The organism is Kitasatospora sp. NPDC098652 (assembly GCF_044760155.1).
Classification (GTDB): domain Bacteria; phylum Actinomycetota; class Actinomycetes; order Streptomycetales; family Streptomycetaceae; genus Kitasatospora.
Genome location: NZ_JBIWAQ010000002.1, coordinates 790,837 through 812,604 on the forward strand (window position 1 = coordinate 790,837; position 21,768 = coordinate 812,604).

Genomic DNA, 21,768 nt, shown 5'->3' on the forward strand with positions numbered 1-21,768 from the left:
AGGACCGCCCGTTGTACATCGCCTCCTTCCACGACGCCCGCGACGACCTCGATCTCGACGAGCTCGACGCGGTCGACCCCGAGTCCGCCCGGACCATCAACCGGCTTTTCGACCCCGAGAGTTCGCTGTGGATCATCGCCCAGTGCGCGGCGGCCCCACCTCGCCGCCCAGGGGCGCGGTTGCACGACTACTTCCTCCTACTGGACTCGTACGCCTCCTACAACGAGCGCCCGGGAGCGCCGCAGATCATCGCCGCCCACTTCGACCGCGACCCGAACACCCTCACGGTCCGGGCCACCATGACATCGCACGCGCTGATCCCGCTGGCGCAGAACTGGCTCGTGGGCCGCGGGGCGGAGCCCGGCAGGGTCTTGGAGCCGGAAGGCTGGAGCGATCCGCTGGACGCCGAGACCGAACGGCTGGAGGAGTTCCTGCGCGGCAGCGGTGAGCGATTCGAGGTCCACGACACATTCACCCGCCACGAACCACCGTACGAGACCTGGGTGATCGCCACCCACACCCAGCAGTCGCCCGGCCCGGCGCAGGTCTTCTTCTGGCAGCTGCCCGACGATAAGAGTCCCGCCTACACGGTCCGCAGCGGGCAGTTCGACAGCCTCGACGCCGCGTACGAGTGGACCCGGGACACCTCCGCGCCCCTTCCGGCCGCCGCCCGCGCCCAGGCGGCCCGGCTTCGCGCAGCACCGATCCAGCCCTCACCCGCGCAAACCCCGCCACCGTCGCCGACCTCCCCCAACACCCGTCGCTATCACGGCCGTTGACGGAACCCGCACCCACTGGAGCTCTAGCCCTTGCCCGACACCTACCTGCCGCACCGCGACCCCGACGTCGAGACCCTGGTCCGCCCCCGCTACCTCGCCGGCCCCGGCAACCGGGCGTCCGTCGACCGGGGAAGGCGGCGGTGAGGAACAACCGCGCCCTTGAGGCGTTCACCGGCGCTGTGGCCTGCCGGCTTCGTGGCACCTGGGAGTCGGCGCTGGAGGACGTAAGCACGTCGGCGGCGCTGACCGAGGTGTACGAGCGGCTCTGGGACCTCGGGATCACCCAGTGGGCCCTGCTGGAGTTCGCCAACGACCGTCTCGGGATGCTGCGTGACGCCCAAGACCGGGAGCTGGTCGTTCTCCCACGCCCGTTCCGTGCGGGCTGCTACCTGATCGCACCGCTGGCCCCGGCCGGAACGGAGCCCGGCGCGGTGAAGGACCTGACGCCGTTCGGCCTGTCCGTCAGCACGTCACCGGCGCGGGCGGCCGAGACGGTCCGCCGTCGACTCCTGCCCCGGCTCGACTACGCCCTGCTGATGGCCGAGGAACGTGGGGTCTGTCCCGGACCGCCATCCGACGACGACGGACGCCGCCGGGTCCACGCGGCCACCGCCCGCACGAGCGTGCCGGCAGGCACCCCACCGGCCGTCGTCTACTCCGCTGGCCCCCTGCGTCCAGCCACCCCGCTTGCGGGCCGAGGCCGAGTCCTGGCCCCCTGACCGAACGAGATTTGTGCCCGCTGCTTCCCCCATCTCCACCGAGCCGCTCCTCTCCGTCCGCCCCACCCACCTCGCCGGGCCCGGCGACGCCGACCTGCCGTCGCTCCTCGTCGAGCGGCACGGCTGGTTCCGCCCCTACAACTCACCCACCCACGTAGTCCTCGTAAGCGGCACCACCGGCATCGCGCTCTCCACTGGATCGGGTACGGCCCCGCTGTCCCTGACCGGGATCGGCTGGTCGGTCGGCTTCTGCCACCAGGTACCGGCCGAGATCACCCAGTCTCTCCTCAACGAGGCTGCCACCGGCCTCCTCCACCGCCCAGACCTCTTCGCCGGCACCGGCCTCCTAGCCGGCCACCATGCCCGCGCGGCCCTGCTCGCGGCCGGCTGGGACGGCCACCACCGCGACGGCTACGAGCTGGTCTCCGCCCCCGACCGCCGTGCTGCCCTCTCCTTCCCGCTGGAAGCCCCCGGCAGCGAGGTGATGCTGACCGGCGCCGCCGAGAAGGGCACCTGGACGGTGCGGTTCGGCGTGACCGCCCCCGAGCCGCTGCTGACCGCCGCAACCGCCGCCCTTCTGGCCCCGGCGGTCCGCCGGGCCGGGCAGCTCCCGGCGCGGCACCGGAACCTGCTGACCACCCAGACGCTCGCCGAACGCCCGCCGCGCACCGGACGGTTCGGCGCGGCTCGCGTCCGGAGCACCGCGGCCCTGCCGGTGTCCACCGCACTTCCGCTCTCCGACCGGCCGCGCACCGGCAGCAGCGCGTCCGTGCCGGCGCCGCGGCACCGCCCGTCCTGACATTGCCCCTCTCGCTCCTGGAGACCTCGCTGCCCGCCGATCCCGACACCGACGACCTGGTCGCCGTCCGCCCGCTGGAACTCGCTGGCTCAATCGAGGCCGGTGCTGAACAGCCCATCCCGCCACCGGCGTTGGTCGCGGTCACCCCTCGCCACTACGCGGGGCCTAGCGTCGACGCCGTCGACCGGCTTCGCCAACGTCTCCAGGCCGAGGGATGGGTTGATGCGGAGAGCGTCCTCACCAGTGCGTGCGGTCGGCTGGGCATCGCCTGGCCCACCGAGTCGGACAGGCCGCGCGGTTGGGGACGCGAGCGGACGTACGCGCCATGGCGGGTCTGGGGCACCCAGCGCGCCGGCGCGGGCGTCGCCTGGCGGGTCACCGGCTGGCGCCTGGTCCCCGAGGAGATCGTCGAAGGTCTGATCGGCGAGGCGACCGCGATGCTGGACGAGGCCGACGAGGCCGGCCGGACACCGTTCGAGTCGGGTGTCCTGGCGCTGGGGTTCCTGCCGTTAGCAGCCGCGGGCTGGACCAGCGAGGTCACCCCCAAGGGCGCCGCCACGTTCGAGTCGCCCGACGGACTCCTCAGCGCCCGCTGCGGGCCCCCCGACGCCCTGTACGAACTCCGCGGCCGACCGGCCGCTCGCATCTCCTGCCGGCGGACGCTCGGATTCTGGGAAGTCGAGATCAGCGCGAACACCCCCTCCCGGCTGGCCGCCGCCCTGTGCCGCGACGTCGCCGACCCCGGGCCCCTGATCCGCAATCCCGATCACCTGCGCCTGGACGCCACCGACCGGGAGGTCGCCGTCGTCACCCCGGTCACCGCACAGTCCCTCACCACCGTGACCAGCCGCCGGGCCGCCGCCATCACCCGCTCTCTGCCCAGCCTGTCCGCCTCGAGCACCACCGTACCCGACGGTAACCCGGCCACCGCTCACCCTGCGACCGCGAGCGCCTCACGGCGGTGACCGCCGACGGGGCCCCGGACCGGCGAGGCGCTGTTCCGCCCCCTCTGCTTGGAGCCCGAGTTGCCCACCGACACCGACGAACTGGTCGCCGTCCGCCCCTTGGAGCTGGCCGGCACCGGCACTGCGCCCGGCGACCTGGGCGACCATCTCGTCTCCGCGTACGGGTGGGAGCACGATCCGGACAGCACCGCCGAGGAACCCCTGCTCGTCAGCCCCTGCCGCCGCATGGCCCTGGAGCGCGGCGACTTCCCCCTCGGCCGCAGCAACCTCCGGAACCACTGGCGGCTCTCCGCCTACGCCAGCGGAGAGCCGGACGCCAAGGGACTCTGGTGTGCCTGGTTCAGCCCCAGGACGCCCTACGAACTCACCCACGGCCTCGTCCTGGACGCCGCTGGCCGGCTCGACAGCGACCCGTCCTCCGTCCTGGCCGACCGCAGGGCCGGTGACGACATCGCGCGGATCCTCTCCGACGCCGGGTGGACGATCAGGCAAGGACCCTGGCGGACGTTCATCCACGCGCCCGGCGCCGCCACCCTCTTGGTGCCCTCTCACCCGGAGCGCACACTCTCCTTCGGCCTGGGCGACACCGATTCCGAGCTGGCGTGGAGCGTCATCGCCTCGCCGTGGGCGCCCGAGGCGTTCCTCCGCACGGCGGCGGTGACGCTGGCCTCGGACGCGGTACTGCGCCGCCGCAGCGAGATCCCCTCCCACCACCTGGCCAGGGTCACGATCGGCCCCGCCGCCTGCGCCGCCCTGCCCCGGTGGCGCCCCCTGCTCAAGACCCCGACCCGACCGACCGATCTGGAGAGCCCTCTGCCGGCCACCACCGTACCGACCGCTGCCGAGCAGCTCCGCCCTGCCGACCCGCAAGCGGGCCTGGTCACCGTGACCCCCCGCCACTACGCCGGACCCGGCCGTGGTGGCGCCGAACAGGTCAAGGGCCATCTCGTCCCCCAGGGCTGGACATTGGGCACCGACTCGATGACCAGCCCGTGCGGCAGGCTCGGCCTCGCCTGGCCCGACGGCACCGACACCCCGACCCGGCAGAGCGCCGCCTGGCGGGTCTGGGGTGCCCAGCACCAGGGAGGGAGCGTCGCCTGGCGCATCACCAGCGGTGATCTCGTCCCGCCCGAACTGATCGCCGGCGTCGTCGACGAGGCGCTCGCCATGCTGGACGAAGCCGGACCGGACTCCCGCCAGCCCTTCCAGGCTGGAGTCCTGGCCCTCGGTTTCCTGCCCCTTGCCGAGGCGGGGTGGCAAAGCACCGTCGAGCCCCGCGGCTCCGTCTCCTTCCGCTCGCCCGATGGCTACGTCAACGCCCACTGCGACGTCCCGACGGCTCTCCACGACCTGCGCGGAAAGCCCGCCGCCCGGATCAGCTGCTACCGGGCCTGCGGGTACTGGATGGCGGAGATCAGCGCGAACACCCCCTCCCGCCTCGCCGCCGTACTCTGCCGCGACCTCGCCTCCCCGGAGCCCCTGCTGCGCAGCACCACCGGCCTCCACCTCGACGCGACCGACCGGAAGATCGCCGTCGTCACCCCGGTGAGTGCCGGGGCCCTCACCGCTGTGGCCCAGCGGCGCGCTGCTGCCCTGGCCCACGGCACCCAGCTGCCCCAGCCGAGTGCGGAACCCGGCACCGCCACCACGAGCACCCCGGTCAGCGCCCCCGCCCCCGGCCAGCGGCGCTGAACCCATCACGTAGAGACGACCATGACCGACTCCCCACACCCCGCGCTCCTGGACAGCCGCCGCCTGCTGAACGCCGCCTACGAGGGTCTGGGCAGCGCCCCGGTCGCCGACTTGCTGGTCGCCGCGAGCCGGACGCTGGAGCCGTCCAGGGGCTGCTTGGCCCTCGCCGACGCCGGCTTCCGCCTCGCCCAGCAGGTGTACCCGCGTCCGCAGAACCCGCTCGACCCGGCCGTGCTGACCGCCTTGGCCAACGCCGACACCCTCAAGGGCACGGCGCGGCTGGCATGCTTCTGGCGGGCCCTCGCCACGACCGCAGGCCCCGGCGAATTGGTCATCGAGCTAACGGAGTTGCCCGCCCCTACCCCCGGCCCGCAGCAGCAGGCAGTCGCCTGGCTGCACAACGGACACCTGTTCTCGCGCTTGGGGGCCGCGTCGTACACGGCCCTCGAGGTGGCCCTCATAGCCGCCATCGACGACGAGGCACCCCTGCCACGGGCCCTCGCCAACCTGGGACCGACGGTCTGCGGCATCGTGCCCGAAGGCCCGCACCTGCCTACGGCGTGGTCCGCCACGATCGAGGCGACCGCCCGCCATGCCGTCGCCTCCGCGTACGGGCTGCCCCGCAAGGCCGGGCTGCTGGACGCACGCATCCCCGAGATCCTGGCCGACGCCGCCCGGGCACCCCAGCGGATCCAGGCCGAGCTCCTGGAGGACGCCGCCGGCGCGTTCCGCTACGCGAGCGACGAGCTGTTCACCACCCCGGCGGAGAGCCGCCGTGCGGACGCCGCCCGTACGCGCACCACGGCCAGGCGCCCACGGACAGCCCCGCAGTCGGCCTCGGCTGCACCGCAGACGCTGCCGCAGCAGCGCCGCGCCCACTGACCGTCGAGTCCCGCACCCCGGAACACGGCGGGCACCCGCCGCCCAAGCCCCGACCCGAACACCACGGAGAAACCCTGACTTCGCATCCTCTCGACTCCGCCCGGCAGCCCTCGCCCGTCCACGAGGCAGGGGCGCCCGAAGAGCGCACAGCCCAGCAGTTCGTGCCGATCCGGCGCACCGCCACCGGTGAGACCACCACCACGAGTTACAACGCCGCCGCGTTGCGAATCCTGCTCCGGGCCGGCTTCGAGGAGGCTCCTGACCCGGCCGAGACCCGGGCGAACTGGTCCGGACAGAGCCCGTGAGCGGGCCGGCCGCGCCCCCACGGTCCCGGTGACCATCCCGCCCTGATCCGCTCCGGGAGCGGCCCCGCCATCCCGGCACACTGCCAACCCCGCCCGCCCGCGAACCCCCTTGGAGGTTCCTCGCTTTGACCACACCCGCACCGCCCGTCAAGCCAGCACACGCCAAGCCCGGCGAGCTGCGGGCCAAGGTGGCCCAATTGCTGGCCGACCGACCGACGGACCCGCTCACCATCGGGGAGATTTCCAAGGCGCTGCGTCACTCCCACGGTGCTGTCCAGCAGGCAGTCAAGACCCTGGTCCAGCGCGGGGAGGCCGACCAGCTCAGCACCGGAAGGCAGTTCCGCGCGAACGGGAAGACCGCCCTCGCCGCGGCAGTCGTGGTGATCAGTCCACCGGGCACCCACTCTCCCCGGGCCCAGGCGGCCACGGCCCGCACGACCCCGCCCGCGCCGAAGGCACCCAGGCAGGTCGGCCCGATCCGCCGCGCGGGAGGCCAGCTCTACCACCCCCGCGAGCTGGCCTCCCTGCCCGACGTCGAGGCACTGGCGCGGCTGCGTGCCGCCGACGTGCCGGTACTGCTCTACGGCCCCCCGGGCACCGGCAAAACCTCGTTGGTGGAGGCCGCGTTCCCCGACCTGATCACCGTCGCGGGCGACGGCGACACCACGGTCGGCGACCTGATCGGCGACTACACGCTGGCCGACGGTGGGGGCTACGTCTGGAAGTACGGTCCGCTGGTCACCGCGATGACCGAGGGTCGCGCACTGTTGATCGACGACGCGACCCTGATCTCGCCAAAAGTTCTGTCGGCGATGTATCCGGCGATGGACGGGCGCCGCCAGATCCAGGTCAAGGCGCACCAGGGCGAGACCATCACGGCCCAGCCCGGCTTTTTCGTGGTCGCAGGCCACAATCCCGGCGTCCACGGGGCGGTCCTGACGGAGGCGCTCGCAAGCCGGTTCTCGGTGCAGATCCAGGTCGGGACGGATTATGACCTCGCCCAGGCGCTGCGGGTCGATGCCCGAGTTGTGCGCGTCGCCCGGCACCTCGCCGGACAGGTCGAGCTGGGTGAGCTGGGCTGGGCCCCGCAGCTGCGGGAGCTGCTCGCCTTCAAGCGGACCGAGGCCGTCCTCGGCGCCACGGCCGCGTGGGCGAACCTGATCGGGATTGCCCCGTTGGAGGACCGCGACGTCGTCGCCGCCGCCGTCAGCAAGGTCGCCGGCATCAAGAACGTCAAACCCCTCACCCTCGGCCGGCAGCTCCCCGCCACCACCGCCACGGCCGCCCAGCAGCCCCCGGGCGGCACCAACTCCGCTCGCCGGGGCCAGCGATGAGCGCCCACCACCACGTCCTGCCCCCCGTCACCACGCCCGACGACGACGCCGACCTCGCGCGCTGGGACGACGACGGTGCCCCGCCCGCGCAGCCCTCCTCCTCCCCGGCCGCGTGGCTGCGCGTGGGCGCCGAGCTGGGTGACCGGCTGGTCGCGCTGTCCGGCCGCCAGGACCTGCTGGTCACCTGCCGGCCCGGTACCCGCAGCGGCGCGCCGGCCGCCTTCTACCCGCGTGGCGGCGAGATCGAGTTCGACTCCGGACTGTTCGGCGCCCTCCAGCCGCACGAGATCCGTCCGCGGATCGTGGGCGACGAGGAGCGCTATCCCGCCGCCTGGGGCGTGTTCGTTCACGAGGCCGCCCACGCCGCCCACTCCGTATGGGTGGAGCCGGGCGACGCGGACCCGCGCGTCGTCGAGGCGGCGCTCCTGCTGGAGGAGAGCCGGGTCGAGGGCGCCCACCTGATCCGGCGGCCGACGGACCGCACGTACCTGCGCACCAGCGCCCGGACCCTGGTCATGCCCGACATCGCCAACCCCCGTGTCCAGGGCATCAGGCACGCGGCCAGCGTGGCGGCCCTGATCCTCGGCCGCCGGGACGCCGGCATCCTCGACGCCGGCGAGACCCGGGCCGTCACCGACCTGTGCGAGCAGGTCCTGGGCGACGAACTGCTGGCCACCCTCACCGGCATCTGGACCGCGGCCCAACGGACCGCCGACCACGACGGCGCCACCATGCTCGCGCACGGCAAAGCGTGGTGCGACGCCCTGGACACCGCCTCCCCTTCCCTGCCCCTGCCGCAGGGCCTCAGCGATCTGCTGTCCGACGCCGTGGGGGTCGTCATGGACGGCATGGACGCCAACGACGCCGCCGACTCCGCAGCCCGGGCCGCCGCGGACAACGCCCTGGCCGCGCGGGCGGAGGCAAAGGCCCAGGGCCGCGCCCAGCAGGCCGGCCAGCGGCGCAAGGCCGCCGCGACCGCGAGGTCTGTTTTCAACTCGAACGGAACCACCGTCAGCCCCGGCGGCAAATCGAGGCCCTCCCGGAGCCCGGTGACCGGTACCCGCAAGCCGACCGCCGCCGAGCAAACCGCCGCCGCGTCCCTGAGCCGCGCGCTTCGCGCCGCGGCCTTTCGTGAGCGGACCGAGGAGAGGACCACCAGTCCCACTCCGCCCGGCCGACTCAACGTCCGCCAGGCCCTCGCCCGCGACGCCCAGCGCGCGAGCGGGTCGGTGCCCACAGCAGAGCCGTTCACCGCCACCCGCCGCCGCAGCAGCACCACTCCGCCGCTGCGGGTGGGCATCGCGGTGGACGTCTCCGGCTCCATGTCGGCCGCCTGCGGGCCCGTCGCGTCCGCTGCCTGGATCGTGGCCCGTGCCGCCGCCTTGACCGGCCCCGACTCCCGCACCGCCACTGTCGCGTACGACTACGACCTGACGGCGCTGACCCGCCCCACCCACCGGGCTCCGGACAAGGTGACGACCTTCGCCGCCCGCGGCGCCAGCCACAACCTCGGCGATGCCATCGACGCGCTCGACCACGGCCTCGACCTCAGCCGCCCCGGCACCGGCCGCCTCCTCGTCGTCGTAACTGACGCCCACTACGACCCGGACGAAACCGCCGAGGCGGTCACCCGCATCAACCGCCTCACCAACGCCGGCTGCGCCGTACTCCAGCTCACCCTCAGCACGAACTCCCTGCACCTGCCGGGAACTACCCTGCTCCACCTGCCCCGGCCCGACAGTGCCCCCGCCGCCATCGCCCAGGCCGCCACCACCGCCATCCGAAAAGCACGCTGAGCCACCCTGTCCGCCGACTTCGCCAACCTCACCGAGACGAGTGGTCCACCACCGACCAGGCTCGCCGACTGCGCCGGCTTCATCGAGGCAGGACCCCGGTTGTCGGCAGGGCCAACCCTTCTGCAGCCGGCCCCCGCCGTGTTCGCCTGCAGCAGACAGCCAACCCCTGTACGGACTATGCGAATCCGGGCAGTCCAAGTCAACATGGACGACCACCGCAGCCCCTCGCGAGGAGGACATTCCCCTGCCCATCGTGATCTCCGCCCCGGTTGTTCGCGGTCCGCGTCCTGGCGAGGACATTCCGCACCGAGACTGGCCTATCGGCGAGGGCAACACCGACATCGTGACCGCGTTCCTCCGCGAGCATGGCTGGACCTGGGGCATCGAAGCCGACGGCGGCCTGCACGCCGCGTCGCCGTGCACCCGGGTCCAGATGGGCCACCGGCCCGACAACCCGAACGCGGACACCTGGACCATCGCCGTGGACGGTACCGCCCGCCAGTCCGGCTGGAGAGCCCGCTTCAATCGGCACACCCCCGCCGAACTCGTCCTCGACCTGCTGACCGCCCTGGTCAGCCGCTCCACGCCCCGCCCGGATGTCTGCGGTCGGCGGACCGGCGACACCGTTCCCCGCCGCAACTGGCCCACCGGCGAGGGCAACGCCAACATCGTGAGCGCTTTCCTCTACGAGCATGGCTGGGCCTGGGTGGTTGATGCCGACGGCGGCCTGCACGCCGCGTCGCCGTGTACCCGGGTCTACGTGGGCTACCAGCCCGACAACCCGAACGCGGACACCTGGACCATCGCCGTGGACGGTACCGCCCGCCAGTCCGGCTGGAGAGCCCGCTTCGACCGGCACACCCCCGCCGAACTCGTCCTCGACCTGCTGACCGCCCTGGTCAGCCGCTCCACGCCCCGTCCGGTTACCGCCACTTCCCTTGCTGCCTGAGAGCGCACGTCGATGAGGCGAGTCGCCCTGCTGCGCAGTTGACCAACTACCGAGCAGGCCCTCTCCTCACCCGGCACGTCGGCCGGGAACCGCCGACACCTACCACCGCCGACCTGCCATCGCGGCCCAACGCCGTACTCCGGCCGCCGGTTGACGCCGCCTGGTCCGGCCAGCGCCCCCGTTGTTCCTTCGAAAGGACTCGTCATCACCTTCCGTCTCGACGCCCTCGCCTTCGCCAGGGTCCTGGTCGCGGCCTCCGCCTTCGATCTCGTCTACGACGCCGCCTGGAGAGACCACACCCCGCTCGGGGGCACGGTGCTGGTGGTTGGCCAATTGGCGGTGGCGTGGACGCTGTTGTCTCGCGTCCCGGTCCCGGCCGAGCCCTGCCGTCTCGACCGCGTGCCTCGTCCCCGCAGCCCGCAGGACTGATCTGCCCGTGTTCGCACGCCGCCGGTCCACGGCCCGGCGGCCAGCCACCGACGCCGTTCCCGCGTCGGAGACCGCGACCACGGAGGCCCGTTGGACCCTGAAACCCTCGATCTGCACGGCAGCCAGGTCGGCATCGCCCGCGCCTTCGGCACCGCCTACGGCCCAAGGAACAGCGCTGGCGAGCGCACCCGCTACCACGTCCTGGCCTACCTCGCCCCCAGCGACCTCTACCTGGTGGCCGTCGGCGGCATCGACACCGGCCAGCGCTCCGCACGCCTCCACCCGCGCGAAGGACGCTGCGGCTGGACCGGACCAGAGCTGCTCACCGAACTCGTCGTCGCCCACCCGGTGCGCGACCCGCGCGCAGGCCGCGCCTTCTGCCACCACCACGTCACCCCGGCAGCACCCGAACTCCCGTGCCGTATATGCCTGATCCGCCCACCGCGCACCGACTGCCGCTTCTTCGACCGCTCACGCTACGCTCCGCTCGCCCAGGAGGCTTTGTGACCATCACCTCGACGATCTCCCGCCGAGGACTGCGCCGTGCGGCGATCTGCGAGATCTCGCTCATCGTCCTCACGGGCGCCGAGGCCGTGGTAAGCGCCGTGTGGCACAGCCCGGCGTTGATCGCGATCGCGCTCACCGGGTGCGCGGTGTCCGTATTCGCGCTGTATCTGGTGTCCCGGCTGCTCGACGACAACGCCGACCGTGCGGTGCTGGGCCAGTTGGAGGAGGGAGCGGCGACCTGCGAGGAGCTGGCCGCACGCCTCAGCCTGCGGCTGGCCGTCGTACGGCTGAGCCTCACCCGGCTGCTCGGCTCCGGCCAGGCGTGCGAGAGCACCCCGGGCACTTACGGTCTACCCGGTCGCTGAACCGCAGTGTCCTCCGGGAATGCGAACGAGGCGGTGCCGCGAATCCTCGCGGCACCGCCTCGTTCGTGGTGCAGATGTCGAAACTCAACACCGGGTGCGGAACACCAGGTCAGGGCCGAATCGGTGTTGGAGTCGACTACGCGCCGTCGGTGTCCGGCCACGTGCGGGCTTCCACCCGGCGCGCCCGGCGCCGGCGCAGTCGTGCGGCCTGCCGACCGAACTGTCCGGTGTAGTAGCAGGTGCACCCGCGCCCGGCATACCGGCACGTACGCCGGTACCCGGGCACTTCGCGCCCCAGCATCGACGGCATCGGGGACCTCCCGTCATTTCACATCCAGCAAGCACAGCAATGCAGTTGTGCACTGCCGACACGGCTCTGCGAGGCTCGGCCGCACCAGGTACCCCGCCCGGTCCGGGATTCGCCCGGCCGAGGCCGGCGCAATTGCCGCGGCTCGGGCGACGGCTCAGTTGAGATAGATCCCCGCGAAGGCGCCGTCGTAGCCGGTCGAGGTCATGGCGACCTCGAAGTTGTCCCACACCTTCTCCGGGTGGGAGAAGTGCTGGTCGAAGTAGTCGACCGTCAGGTCCCGCTCCAGCCATTCGTGCGAGCAGCGGCAGCGGACGAACACCTGCTCGCGAACGTTCAGGAGCATCCAGTCGCGACGGGCCTTGCAGTGCTCGCAGGTGATCACGATTCCGCGCGGGTTCAGCTCGTCGGCGTGCGGCACCGCCCGGATGACGGGCCTGCCGGGCTCGGGCTCCGGAACAACCATCGGGAAGTCGGGGATGTGGAGGTCAGCATCGGCGAGCGGCGGGAGGAACGTCGGCTCGTGGTCGTCACGACGTCTCGGCAGATCCGACAAGTACAGCCCTTTCATCAGAAGTGGCCGGTATAACAATCAAATGCCCGATTTTATTCCCGAAGCCGCATTCCGTTATCCAGATGTGACCATCAGGGATGTCGGACGATTCATCATCGTCGCTGTTCCGGCGCCTGTTTGACGGACGTCGGGCCGGGACTGGGCTCGGCTTGGCCCGGCGGGCCACCGGCGACCCGCCGAGGAGAACGAGCCTGCGCAGCAGCGCTTCGGATCGCGCCGCCAGGTTCGGCAGCGCTTCGGAGTAGCGCGGTGAGGGCCGGTCCGTGGCTGAGCCAGGTGTACGCGTCGTGCCACGTTTCGGCGTTGCGTTCCTCGATCGCCTCGTTGTAGCCGTCGACCGTGGTGGTCCTCGTCAAGGTGTCGTTCCATTGGTGGAGGATCCCGCGGGCGCTCGTGAAGGCGTTCTCCAGCTCGCCCAGCATCCAGCCGGCCCGATCGGCGGTCGGCCCGGGTGACAGGTTGGCCTGGGCGGTCCGGCCGTCTCGCAGGAGGGCCTCGGCGTAGGGCAGGACGTCCTGGAGGTGGCGGAGAGCGGCGGCGTCGCGGCGGACGACGCCGTCTCCGTAGAGCTTCTCGTCCAGCGGCCAGCCCTGCTCGTCGCTCAGGCTGTCGGAGATCGAGTCCCAGTGGTCGACGGCCGCTTGAGCCTGTCCGAGCGCTCGCTCCAGGACGGTCAGGCGCTGGCGGGCGCGGATCTGGTCGTGGCGGGGCAGCAGGTCGCGGGCGATGTCGGCTGCTGCGCTGGCCGGCTCACGGTCACCGGGGACGTGGAGTTCGAGCGCCTCGCCTTCGTTGACGTGCTCCATGTAGGAGTTGCCCTCGGTCAGCGCGATCGAGCGGATCGTGTAGCCGGGCCTGGTGGGGTGTTGCTCTTCGGTGACGAGCAGGCCGATCGGCCGGGCGAGGTTGTGGAGGACGGCGGCGTTCTGGAAGTCGGCGAACTGGGGGGTGGGCCGGAGGACGAGCAGCGAGATGAGGTCGGCCCTGTCCGGGTCGGGGTTCTGGTGGTGCTCGACCCGCCAGGTCCCCGGCAGCTTCGCGGCGAGGGCAGTGGAGTACGAGTTGAGGTTCACGGGTCCTGGTCCAGGGTTCTCTCTGCGTGGCCCGGTGCGAAGGGTGTTGTCGGGCCGGGGTGGGCGGCGATGGTCTCGACGGGCCCGGTGTCAGCAGCGCACCGGGTCCACTGGCGGGTGGGGTCAGCCGGTGGCCGGCTGAGGGTCGACGGCGATGTCGAGCAGGCCCTCGGCGTGGGCGAGGTGCTCCTGCACCTGGGCGACGTCGGCGCCGGTGACCACCAGGTGCCCCAAGCGGGCGGTGCCGGGATCGCCCTGCGGGGGCAGCAGGGTCTGCTGGCCGGGCCGCATTTCCCACACGAGGCGTTCCAGCCAGTCGGGGGTGCCGAGTTCGGGGCGTGGCTGCGCGGTGCGGACGGTTCCGGAGGTGGCCGGGTAGAGCAGGCGGATGCCAGCGGCGGCTGCCCGGGTGGGGGTGAGGTCGGGTTCGCGGCCCAGGGCGATGTCGACCGCGGCGGCGGCGAGGTCGATGCCGGTGGCGAGGCGGACCAGGTGGCCCACCAGATCTCCGCCCAGGCGGGCGTTGACCTCGATCAGCTTGGGGCCGGTGGTGGTCAGGCGCATCTCGACGTGGGAGATACCGCAGTTGACGCCGAGGGCGTCGAGCGCCGCCTCGGCGATCGGCGCGACTTCGGCGAGGAGCGGGTCGCCGGCGGTGACGACGTGGCCGATCGCCCCGAAGTGCGGCCCTGCGCCGAGTTCGGTGCGGGTGACGGCGACGGCGGTGGTGATGCCGTGGGAGGTCACGCACTCCACCGCGATCTCGGGGCCGTCCAGGTACTCCTCGACGAGGATGCCGCTGCCCTCCTGGCCCTGGCCCTTCGCGCGGGCGCTGGCGTAGGTGAACGCGGCCGGCAGCTCGTCGAGGTGGTCGACCTTGACGACGCCGATGCCGCCGGTGTGGGAGGCCGGCTTGAGGACCACGGGCAGGCAGATGCGGCGTGCCGCGGTGGTGGCGGTCACCAGGGAGGTGACTCGGATCGACTGGGCGCACGGCACGCGTTCGGACGACCAGACCGCCCTGCTCGCGGCCTTGTTACGACAGGCTGTCGCGGTCGCGGAGGACTGGCCGGGCACCGCGAGGTCGGTGGCGATGTGCGAGGCCGCAACGAGGGCGTGCTCGTCCCAGGTCACCACTCCCTTGATCTCGTGACGCTCGGCGAGGCGGGCGACCGCCCACCGCAGATCCTCGAGGTCGCTGAGGTCGGCGACCTCATGGTCGCGAAGGTAGGGCTGCTGCCAGGTCGGCTCGGCGGCGCTCACCAGGACCAGCGGGCTTCGCTTGGAGGCGGAGGCCAGGCAGTACGAGCTGAACGTCTGGTCGCCCGTGCCGAGGACCAGGAGCACCCCGTCGTCGCGGGCGTCGTCCGGAAGGGCGGCGGTCGTCGTCATGTGGTGCTGTTCTCCAAGTGGTGGAAGGGAGTTGGGGTTGGTGGGTCAGGCGGCCTGGGCCAGGAGTTCCTCGTCCGCCTTCGCGGAGGATTCGGCACCCGGGTGCTCGTAGGAGTGCCGGTGGCCGTGGAGGCCGACCAGGCAGAGGGCCGTGGCGACGGTGGTCGCCACGGCGGTGGCGAACAGCAGCGCCCTCACGTTGGCCGCCGGAACGGCGAAGACCAGCAGGCCGGCCAGCGGCAGCGGGACCAGGACGAGCAAGACGCAGGTGGCCAGTGTCGCGGAGAAGCGTCGGGCGGGGATCAGCCGGGCGCGGGCGGTGCGCAGGGCGACGGTGGCCGCGCCTTCGGCGGCCATCACGGTGGCCACCGCGGCGGTGTAGGTGGTCAGGGTCGGGGCGATCGCGGCGGCGCCGGCGGCGGTGCAGGCGACGACGGTGGAGGTCACGATCACCGGGAACAGGCCGAAGCGGTCGACGGCGGGCTTCGCGGCCAGGGCGGCCAGCAGGGAGGCGCCGGCCGCGACGCTCCACACCAGGCCGGTGGCGGCGGTGCTGCGGTGCAGGTCCTGGGCGACGGTGATCGGGGTGGACACCTGCAGGACACCGAGGACGAAGTTCGCTGCGGCGAGCGTGCCGATCAGCCAGGCGAGCGCGGGGGTGCGCACAAGGGTGTCGACTCCGCTCGCGAGTGCGTCGCGGGCGCGTTCGCGGCGGGCCTCGGCGGCCAGGCGCATGCGGGCACGCTGGGTGTGCATGACCAGGGCCATGGTGATGGTGACGGTGGACAGGACCGCGACGGTGGTCAGCAGGAGGGCCGGCCCGGCGAGCAGGAGCGCGCCGCCGAGCAGCGGACCGAGCAGCGCGGCGCTGCGGTCGATGGCGGTGCACCTGGACTGCACCCGGTGGACCTGGGTGCCAGCACGTCGGCTCGCCTCGGTGCCGAGGGATTCGACCGCCAGGAAGCTGCCTTCGGCCAGCATGCCGGCGACGATGCCGAAGGCGAGCACGGCCGCCACGCCCAGCCCGAGGCTCATCCCCGCCAGGGTGAGCAGGGCGGCGGCGGCCCGCGCCAGGCTGGTCGCGAGGACGGCGGTCTGCGGGCTGTGGCGTTCGACCATCGCCCCGCCGAGCACGACGGCCGACAACCTGGGCATCCACTCCAGCAGGAAGGCCAGCCCGGTCCACATCACCGAGTGGGTGAGGGTGAGGACCAGCAGCGGCACGGCGTAGGTGATCACCGATCCCGCCAGGGCGTCGGCGCCGCGCAGCACGTAGCAGCGCAGCAGCCAGTCCCGGTCGCTCTGCCGGGGGCGGCGCCGGACGCGGTGGGACGGCTCCAGGTCCGCGGGCTGCATGATCGAGAGGGGCAAGAGGGCTCTCCGGCTTGGGCGTTGTACGGGACGGTGCAGCTGCTGCTGCCTGCCCGTGCGGATCTGGCGGTCGCGGTGGAGGCGGTCAGCGGCGGTGGACACCGGGCGGGGCTACGACGGCGGGTGCCGGTACGCCCGGGGCTACGCGCTGATCGCCGGCGGGCCCGGCGGACGGCGTGTTCGCGAGGGCGGCCTCGCGCCGCACAGCGGCAGTTGGGGCGCCGAGGACGACCTGTTGTCCGGCAGCGGGCAGAAGGCCGGGAGCCCGAGTCGGGCAGGTGACGCCGTACCCCGCGGCACGCAGTGCGTCCACGGCACGGGCCACGGCGGCCCGGCGCTGCGCCGACTCGGCGAGGGTGGCGGGCAGCCGGTACGAAGTGTGCTCCGCTGAAAGGTTCTTGACGAAGCCGGCCTGCCGGAGCAGCGCCTCCGCTCGCAACAGCGTGGCCTCTGCCCTGCGCCAACTCGGGTCGATGCGGTCCAGGTACCCGTACACCCCGGCCAGCAGTCCCACCACGCTGCCGCCGTTGGCGGCGTGCGGGCCGTGCGGCTCGCTGTCGTAGGCGACTTCGAACAGGTCCAGGGTGTCCGGGTGGTCGCGGGTGACGAGCCAGCTGGGGGGGCGATCCGGGCCGGTAGTCGCCGCAGTCTTCCGGCGGGGAGATCGCCAGGTGGCTGCCGTCCGCCAGCAGGACGTTGACGATGTAGTCGCTCGCGCCGTAGTCGACGACGCACTCCAGGCCGTGGCTCTCCAGCGGGTCGATGATGCCGCGGTAGCGCTGCGAGGGGTCGCCGGTCTCGTACGTCCGGGGTGTGAGCGGTCCCTTGACGTGGGCGTTCACGTCGTCACCGGTCTCGGTGATCAGGACGGTGACCTGGTCGGTGCGCACGGCGGGTCCTCCTGCTGCGGTCGGGCGCTGGCACGCCCGCCGTCGAAGCGTCGATCGCATCCGCCGGCGGGCGGATCACCAGAGTCCCGGCCGACGGGCTCGCTGTAGCGAGCCGAACTTGTGCTATGCCACGCCGCCACATCCGCTGTGGCCGCTTGCCGCCGCGCGGCAAGCCGTGATTCCCACCCCCGCGTGAAGGGGGCCAGCACCGAAGTGCTGGCCCCCTTCACGCATTTCCGGTGCCGGGCGAATCGCGCTCGGCACCATCCCGGAAGGAGAACTCGTTGGACACCAGTCAGAATCTCCTGGCAGCGTTCGGCGCGGTCATGGTGGTGCTCGGCGTCGGCCATGTGCTGGCCGACCATGTGCTGGGCCAAACCGACCGGCAGGCGGCACGAAAGGCAGCCCCGAGCGACGAGGAGGTCGCCGCCGGCGTGAGTCCTCGCCGTGGCTGGGGAGCCTGCCTCTCGCACTGCCTGAGCTACCACCTGGTCCTCGTCGGCCTGTACGGTGCGATCAGGATCGCCGTGCCGCTTCCTGCGACCGCGCTCGGTTCGACAACGGCGCTGGCCTGGTCATTCGCCACTCACGCGATCTTGGATCGCCGGTGGCCCGTACGCTGGATCCTCCGCCGGCTCGGTTCACCGCAGTTCGCGGACCTTCGCTCGGCCGGCCTCAATGGCCTGTACTTGGCCGATCAGGCCCTCCACCGGACGGCGCTGATCATCTCGGCCGTGCTGCTTGTACGGCTCTGAGCACTCGACCACGGTTCCGTCTGGGCGCCGCCGACCTGGAACGGCGCTCGCCGACCGTGCATCCGGTCGCCTGGAACGGCGAAGGGAGGGTGCTGGCCCCTTCCTTGGCCCCTTTCACCTTCGGCAAGCATTGGTGCCGACCTGCCGGTCGGCGGATCTCAGGAGGCAGATCATGACGATCGACAACGACAGCGCGGGCGAGGCTGGCGGCTACGAACTGCTGGCGGGCGGAGTCTGGGTGGACGGCAAGGTGGTCCCGGCCGTGATCCGGATCCAACGGCCTGCCCCGCTCCCGCCCCTGCCCCCACTCCCCAACTTGGGCCGCTGCGCTGGGACGCGGGACTGCATCGACGGCGAGTGCTACTGCGCCGAGCCAATGCTCTCCGACTTCATGTTCCCCGACGGAGACGGCCCGGACATCATCGACTTCCCGGACGGGGACAGCCAGGACAGCCACGACGGTTGGATCGGCTTGGAGGAGAACTGGTAACGAGCCGCCGCGACTCCGGTCTCGACCGGCCGCGTCCGGGTCCTCTCGTGCGGGTGCACGAGAGGACCCGGACGGTCAGCTCCGGCCGGGCCGGCCCCGGCGCTGCGGTGCGGGCGCGGGGGCAGCAGGCCCTGCGGACTTGGGATGGGCGCCGGCCTTTCCGGGCGCGGCCGAGGGCGCGGCAGACAGCTTCGCGATCCGGCGAACGCGCCAGACCATGACGGCGGTGACGGACTCCGCGGTACCCAGTTCGCGGCGGTCCCGGGCTTGCTCGAGGAGCGCGGCCGGGTCGTGGCCGGCGGCCTCCGCTTCGGCGAGGGTGGCTGCGAGCGCATCCCAGTCGTTCCCGCCGTGCTCAGCGGCCTGGGCCTCGGGCAGCTTGGCACGGATGACCGCGTCCTGGCGTTCGCGGACGGGCGACGGCAGGGAGCGGCCTTGTGCGGCCATGGCTGCCATCGGGCGGGCGGCCACCGTGGCGTACGCCGCACGGAGCTGTTCGGCTGCGGCGCTCGCCGCTGCAGCCTGCTGGGCATGCGAGCGAGCGGAGTGCCACCGGGCGGAGGCGATGGCCAGCAGGATCAGTGCCGACAGCAGCATGGCGACCGTACCCCCGTCCTCGCCGCGGTTCCCTGCGTAGCCGTCGCTGAGCAGCTGGCGGGCCGCCGTGCGGACGGCCCGGTTGTCGGCCCGCTCGGCGCGGACGTGGGAGCGAGATGCCCGTTCGAATGCCCGTGCTGCCGCTAGGAGTTGAGCCCTGGTGTCAGCCGGAGCGCGCACGGCCAGGACGTCGATGATCTCGATGGCGCCGACCAGCTGTGCCGCCGCGGCTTCGTCGGGCCCGTCCTCGATCGTGCGGGTGGCGTCGTCAACCGCGTCGGCGGCCTCTCGGCGGGCACGGGCGGCCTTGGAGCCGGGCACCCGCGCCTTACCGGCGCCCGGGTCGCCCACCTGGGCCTCGCCCGGCAGGCCGGCCCCGACGGCGCCGCTGAGGCGCTTTCGGATGCGCGGAAGGGAGAGGTCCGGCGCAAGTTTCGAGCCGCTGAAAAGGATCGGCTCGTCTTGGGCGTTGCGGTCGTCCGGGTGGGCAACGGAGTAGCCGAGAACGTCGCCGGACGGGCCGACCTTGCGCCGCACCAACAGGCCGGACGCTTCGAGGCGGCCGAGGAACTCGGCGACGTCGGCGGCGCCGGCGACGGCTTGGCGTACCCGGTCCCTGAGCTGCAGACGCATGGGCTCCGGGCGGCCGAGGCGCTCCGCCTTGTGCCCTTCCGCACTGGTGGGCCGCTTGGCTGCCGTCTTGTCTCCTGGGTTGAGCTGGCGCAGGCCGAGCTCCTTCTCGATCTCTCGGCATTCGTCTTGCGCGCGCTGGGCGTCATTGTGGAGGCGGGCGCCGCGCAGGTCGCCACGCACGATGGTGGCCATGATGTGGATGTGGCGGGGGTCGTGGCGTACCGCGATCCAACGGCAGCCGTCCGGGTCGCCGGGTTCGGCGATGCCGGCGGCGGCTACGACGCGGCGGGCCACTTCGCCCCACTCCTCGTCGGTCAGGAGCCGCTCGTCCGGGTCCAGGCTCACCGGGCAGTGCCAGACGTGGTTCTTCAGGCGCCGCCGGCCGCGCTGGTTGACCCGCAAGTCGAGGGCCTGCTCCAGCTGCTTGAGGGTGGCGTTCGGGTCGCGGCCCGGGTCCGGCGCGAAGCCATCCCAACTCGCCACCAGGTGGGGGTCGAGGTGCTCGTCGCGCCGACCGGGGCCGTAGAGGTAGGCCAACAACCCGTAGGTCTTGTTGCCGCGGCTGACATCAGGGACCAAGCGGTCCACCGTTGACCAGTTTCGCGGCGGTGTCGTCGACGACCATCACGGCCCTGCGGACGGCACCGAGGGTGAGCGCCAGCTCTGCCGGCTGAACGTAACCGGCGGCATGGAACCCAAACGTCAACTGGTTCAAGTTGTTGCCGACGCGGGCGAGCTGCGCTCGGCTGGCGACGAGTTCGTCGACCGCGCGATCGAGGCGGTCTTGCGGATCGGCGGCGGCGCTGTGACCGCGGGCGGCGCTGATGGCACTGGTCGCGATGAAGCGACCAACGGTCACAGCGCGGCTGGCGGCAGCGGCGGCGATCTCGGCTTCTTCGTCTTCGTTGAGACGCACAGTCAGCTTGCGAGTGCGGCTCTGGGGATCGCGGTGGCGGCGGCGCGGTCGACGTACGAGGGGTGCGTCGCTGGTCGGTTCGGCGGCGGACGGCTCGGCGGCGGCGCTCGGCGTCTCGATCTTCTCCTCCTCCTTCTCCTGCCGGCACCCCCTGGTGCCGGTGGCCGAGGACGAGTCGAGCGCCCCCGCTCGACTCGTCCTCGGCCCTCCCTCGCCCCCACCGGGGCGAGGGCAAGTGCCAAAGTCGGGCGTAAGCCCGGCTTTGGCGATAGCTTGCTGCGCCGTAGGGGCCGAGCCGTCAGCCACATAACTGCGGTCACGGACAAGGAACTTGGCGCACTCAGGCGGCGGTGGCCTCCAGCTCGAGCTTCGCGTCCAGGAGCACGCCGAGCCCGTAGTCCATGGCCTCGACCGGGCTCTCCAGGACAACCTTCGGACCGCCGACGGTCCGGCGGACCAGCCAGCTGCCGTCGTTGGCGGCCTTGGCGGATCGGACGAGCCGCTGCTCCAGGAGGAGCTGCATCAGGGCGTCCGGGGTGGTGGTCTTCGACTTGGTGCTCATGAGCGCTTCCTTGGAATGGAGTTGGGCGTGGGAGTGGGCCGCTGGGCGGCGAAGTGCGGAGAGTGCGGGGTGCCGGTCACGGGTTTCGGCGGAGGTTTGGTGTTGGTGTCGTCGATCATCTGCAGCAGCTTCCCCATGCGCTCGTTGCTGATGGAGTAGCCCTGCTCCCGGAGGCCGTCCGCGACGACGTCCCGGTTAACCCGGCCGGCCTTCGCGGCGGCCTCCCTGGCGACCGGCACCAGCTCCTCCAGCTGAACTCGCTTTCGTCCGGTCGAGGGCACCGGACCGGACGAGCCCACCGAGGAGACCGGACCGGACGGACCCGCCGAGGGCACCGAACCGGACGGACCCGCCGAGGAGACCGGACCGGACGGACCCGCCGAGGGCACCGAACCGGACGGACCCGCCGAGGAGACCGGACCGGACGGACCCGCCGAGGGCACCGGACCGGACGAGCCCACCGAGGAGACCGGACCGGACGGACCCGCCGAGGGCACCGAACCGGACGAGCCCACCGAGGGCACCGAACCGGACGGACCCACCGAGGGCACCGAACCGGACGGACCCACCGAGGGCACCGAACCGGACGGACCCACCGAGGGCACCGAACCGGACGGACCCACCGAGGGCACCGAACCGGACGGACCCACCGAGGGCACCGAACCGGACGGACCCACCGAGGGCACC

General features: G+C 72.4%; 23 protein-coding genes. 14 read left to right on the forward strand and 9 right to left on the reverse strand.

Translation table 11 applies throughout. The annotated features are described in order from the left end of the window. The first annotated feature begins 11 nt into the window (after positions 1-11). From ACIQWA_RS07485 to ACIQWA_RS07540, 12 genes are all read left to right on the forward strand, one after another. The gene (locus ACIQWA_RS07485) at positions 12-779 is read left to right on the forward strand and encodes a hypothetical protein (RefSeq protein ID WP_402479376.1); all 768 of its coding nucleotides are present in this window, start codon (positions 12-14) and stop codon (positions 777-779) included. A gap of 140 nt (positions 780-919) precedes the next feature. Then, positions 920-1,498 carry a hypothetical protein gene (locus tag ACIQWA_RS07490; protein ID WP_402479379.1) on the forward strand — a complete coding sequence of 193 codons (579 nt, stop codon included), beginning with the start codon at positions 920-922 and terminating at the stop codon, positions 1,496-1,498. Between the two features lie 13 nt (positions 1,499-1,511). Continuing rightward, positions 1,512-2,297, forward strand: a complete 786-nt coding sequence (locus ACIQWA_RS07495) for a hypothetical protein (protein ID WP_402479382.1) — start codon at positions 1,512-1,514, stop codon at positions 2,295-2,297. Positions 2,298-2,299: 2 nt separating this feature from the next. Further along, the gene (locus ACIQWA_RS07500) at positions 2,300-3,262 is read left to right on the forward strand and encodes a hypothetical protein (RefSeq protein WP_402479384.1); all 963 of its coding nucleotides are present in this window, start codon (positions 2,300-2,302) and stop codon (positions 3,260-3,262) included. Between the two features lie 60 nt (positions 3,263-3,322). Next, complete coding sequence (locus ACIQWA_RS07505; protein ID WP_402479387.1) at positions 3,323-4,954, forward strand: DUF317 domain-containing protein; 1,632 nt, start codon at positions 3,323-3,325, stop codon at positions 4,952-4,954. A 21-nt stretch (positions 4,955-4,975) separates the two neighbouring features. Further along, complete coding sequence (locus ACIQWA_RS07510; protein WP_402479389.1) at positions 4,976-5,836, forward strand: hypothetical protein; 861 nt, start codon at positions 4,976-4,978, stop codon at positions 5,834-5,836. A gap of 161 nt (positions 5,837-5,997) precedes the next feature. Beyond that, a complete protein-coding gene (locus tag ACIQWA_RS07515; RefSeq protein ID WP_402479392.1) occupies positions 5,998-6,141 on the forward strand; it encodes a hypothetical protein in 144 nt (47 codons plus the stop codon). Positions 6,142-6,329: 188 nt separating this feature from the next. Further along, positions 6,330-7,475 (forward strand): AAA family ATPase, encoded by a 1,146-nt coding sequence (locus tag ACIQWA_RS07520; RefSeq protein WP_402479725.1) that lies wholly within the window; start codon positions 6,330-6,332, stop codon positions 7,473-7,475. Then, complete coding sequence (locus ACIQWA_RS07525; RefSeq protein ID WP_402479394.1) at positions 7,472-9,271, forward strand: hypothetical protein; 1,800 nt, start codon at positions 7,472-7,474, stop codon at positions 9,269-9,271. The genes ACIQWA_RS07520 and ACIQWA_RS07525 overlap by 4 nt, the downstream gene beginning before the upstream one ends. A gap of 343 nt (positions 9,272-9,614) precedes the next feature. Beyond that, positions 9,615-10,220, forward strand: coding sequence for a DUF317 domain-containing protein (locus ACIQWA_RS07530; protein ID WP_402479396.1), 606 nt, complete (start codon positions 9,615-9,617; stop codon positions 10,218-10,220). Positions 10,221-10,739: 519 nt separating this feature from the next. Further along, the gene (locus ACIQWA_RS07535; RefSeq protein WP_402479399.1) at positions 10,740-11,156 is read left to right on the forward strand and encodes a hypothetical protein; all 417 of its coding nucleotides are present in this window, start codon (positions 10,740-10,742) and stop codon (positions 11,154-11,156) included. Next, a complete protein-coding gene (locus tag ACIQWA_RS07540; protein ID WP_402479402.1) occupies positions 11,153-11,521 on the forward strand; it encodes a hypothetical protein in 369 nt (122 codons plus the stop codon). The genes ACIQWA_RS07535 and ACIQWA_RS07540 overlap by 4 nt, the downstream gene beginning before the upstream one ends. Positions 11,522-11,985: 464 nt before the next feature. On the opposite strand, the gene ACIQWA_RS07545 is transcribed toward ACIQWA_RS07540, so the two are convergent. From ACIQWA_RS07545 to ACIQWA_RS07565, 5 genes are all read right to left on the reverse strand, one after another. After that, a complete protein-coding gene (locus ACIQWA_RS07545) occupies positions 11,986-12,384 on the reverse strand; it encodes a hypothetical protein (RefSeq protein WP_402479404.1) in 399 nt (132 codons plus the stop codon). 110 nt (positions 12,385-12,494) lie between these two features. Then, positions 12,495-13,475, reverse strand: a complete 981-nt coding sequence (locus tag ACIQWA_RS07550) for a hypothetical protein (RefSeq protein WP_402479407.1) — start codon at positions 13,473-13,475, stop codon at positions 12,495-12,497. A 123-nt stretch (positions 13,476-13,598) separates the two neighbouring features. Then, positions 13,599-14,867, reverse strand: coding sequence for an ATP-grasp domain-containing protein (locus tag ACIQWA_RS07555; RefSeq protein ID WP_402479410.1), 1,269 nt, complete (start codon positions 14,865-14,867; stop codon positions 13,599-13,601). Positions 14,868-14,912: 45 nt separating this feature from the next. Then, positions 14,913-16,238, reverse strand: a complete 1,326-nt coding sequence (locus tag ACIQWA_RS07560) for an MFS transporter (protein ID WP_402479413.1) — start codon at positions 16,236-16,238, stop codon at positions 14,913-14,915. 85 nt (positions 16,239-16,323) lie between these two features. After that, complete coding sequence (locus ACIQWA_RS07565) at positions 16,324-16,755, reverse strand: hypothetical protein (protein WP_402479414.1); 432 nt, start codon at positions 16,753-16,755, stop codon at positions 16,324-16,326. A gap of 657 nt (positions 16,756-17,412) precedes the next feature. On the opposite strand from ACIQWA_RS07565, the gene ACIQWA_RS07570 reads away from it, so the two are divergent. Then, on the forward strand, positions 17,413-17,883 hold the full coding sequence (locus ACIQWA_RS07570) for a hypothetical protein (protein WP_360493409.1): 471 nt from the start codon (positions 17,413-17,415) through the stop codon (positions 17,881-17,883). Positions 17,884-18,055: 172 nt separating this feature from the next. Continuing rightward, the gene (locus tag ACIQWA_RS07575; protein WP_402479416.1) at positions 18,056-18,373 is read left to right on the forward strand and encodes a hypothetical protein; all 318 of its coding nucleotides are present in this window, start codon (positions 18,056-18,058) and stop codon (positions 18,371-18,373) included. Between the two features lie 75 nt (positions 18,374-18,448). Here the strand turns inward: ACIQWA_RS07575 and ACIQWA_RS07580 are convergent, their stop codons facing one another. The 4 genes from ACIQWA_RS07580 to ACIQWA_RS07595 are packed head-to-tail and all read right to left on the reverse strand — an operon-like array spanning position 18,449 to position 21,320. Continuing rightward, on the reverse strand, positions 18,449-20,191 hold the full coding sequence (locus ACIQWA_RS07580) for a relaxase/mobilization nuclease domain-containing protein (RefSeq protein ID WP_402479419.1): 1,743 nt from the start codon (positions 20,189-20,191) through the stop codon (positions 18,449-18,451). Beyond that, complete coding sequence (locus tag ACIQWA_RS07585; protein WP_402479421.1) at positions 20,172-20,825, reverse strand: plasmid mobilization protein; 654 nt, start codon at positions 20,823-20,825, stop codon at positions 20,172-20,174. Before ACIQWA_RS07585 ends, ACIQWA_RS07580 begins: the two co-directional genes overlap by 20 nt. Before the next feature lie 34 nt (positions 20,826-20,859). Then, the gene (locus ACIQWA_RS07590; protein WP_360493421.1) at positions 20,860-21,081 is read right to left on the reverse strand and encodes a hypothetical protein; all 222 of its coding nucleotides are present in this window, start codon (positions 21,079-21,081) and stop codon (positions 20,860-20,862) included. Next, on the reverse strand, positions 21,078-21,320 hold the full coding sequence (locus tag ACIQWA_RS07595; RefSeq protein WP_402479424.1) for a hypothetical protein: 243 nt from the start codon (positions 21,318-21,320) through the stop codon (positions 21,078-21,080). Before ACIQWA_RS07595 ends, ACIQWA_RS07590 begins: the two co-directional genes overlap by 4 nt. Positions 21,321-21,768: the final 448 nt, after the last annotated feature.

What these genes read in the sequence shown, in the direction of transcription:
- ACIQWA_RS07510 (WP_402479389.1), top strand. Translation starts at nt 4,976, where the DNA reads ATGACCGACTCCCCACACCCCGCGCTCCTGGACAGCCGCCGCCTGCTG.
- ACIQWA_RS07525 (WP_402479394.1), top strand. Translation starts at nt 7,472, where the DNA reads ATGAGCGCCCACCACCACGTCCTGCCCCCCGTCACCACGCCCGACGAC.
- ACIQWA_RS07555 (WP_402479410.1), bottom strand. Translation starts at nt 14,867, where the DNA reads ATGACGACGACCGCCGCCCTTCCGGACGACGCCCGCGACGACGGGGTG.
- ACIQWA_RS07575 (WP_402479416.1), top strand. Translation starts at nt 18,056, where the DNA reads ATGACGATCGACAACGACAGCGCGGGCGAGGCTGGCGGCTACGAACTG.
- ACIQWA_RS07590 (WP_360493421.1), bottom strand. Translation starts at nt 21,081, where the DNA reads ATGAGCACCAAGTCGAAGACCACCACCCCGGACGCCCTGATGCAGCTC.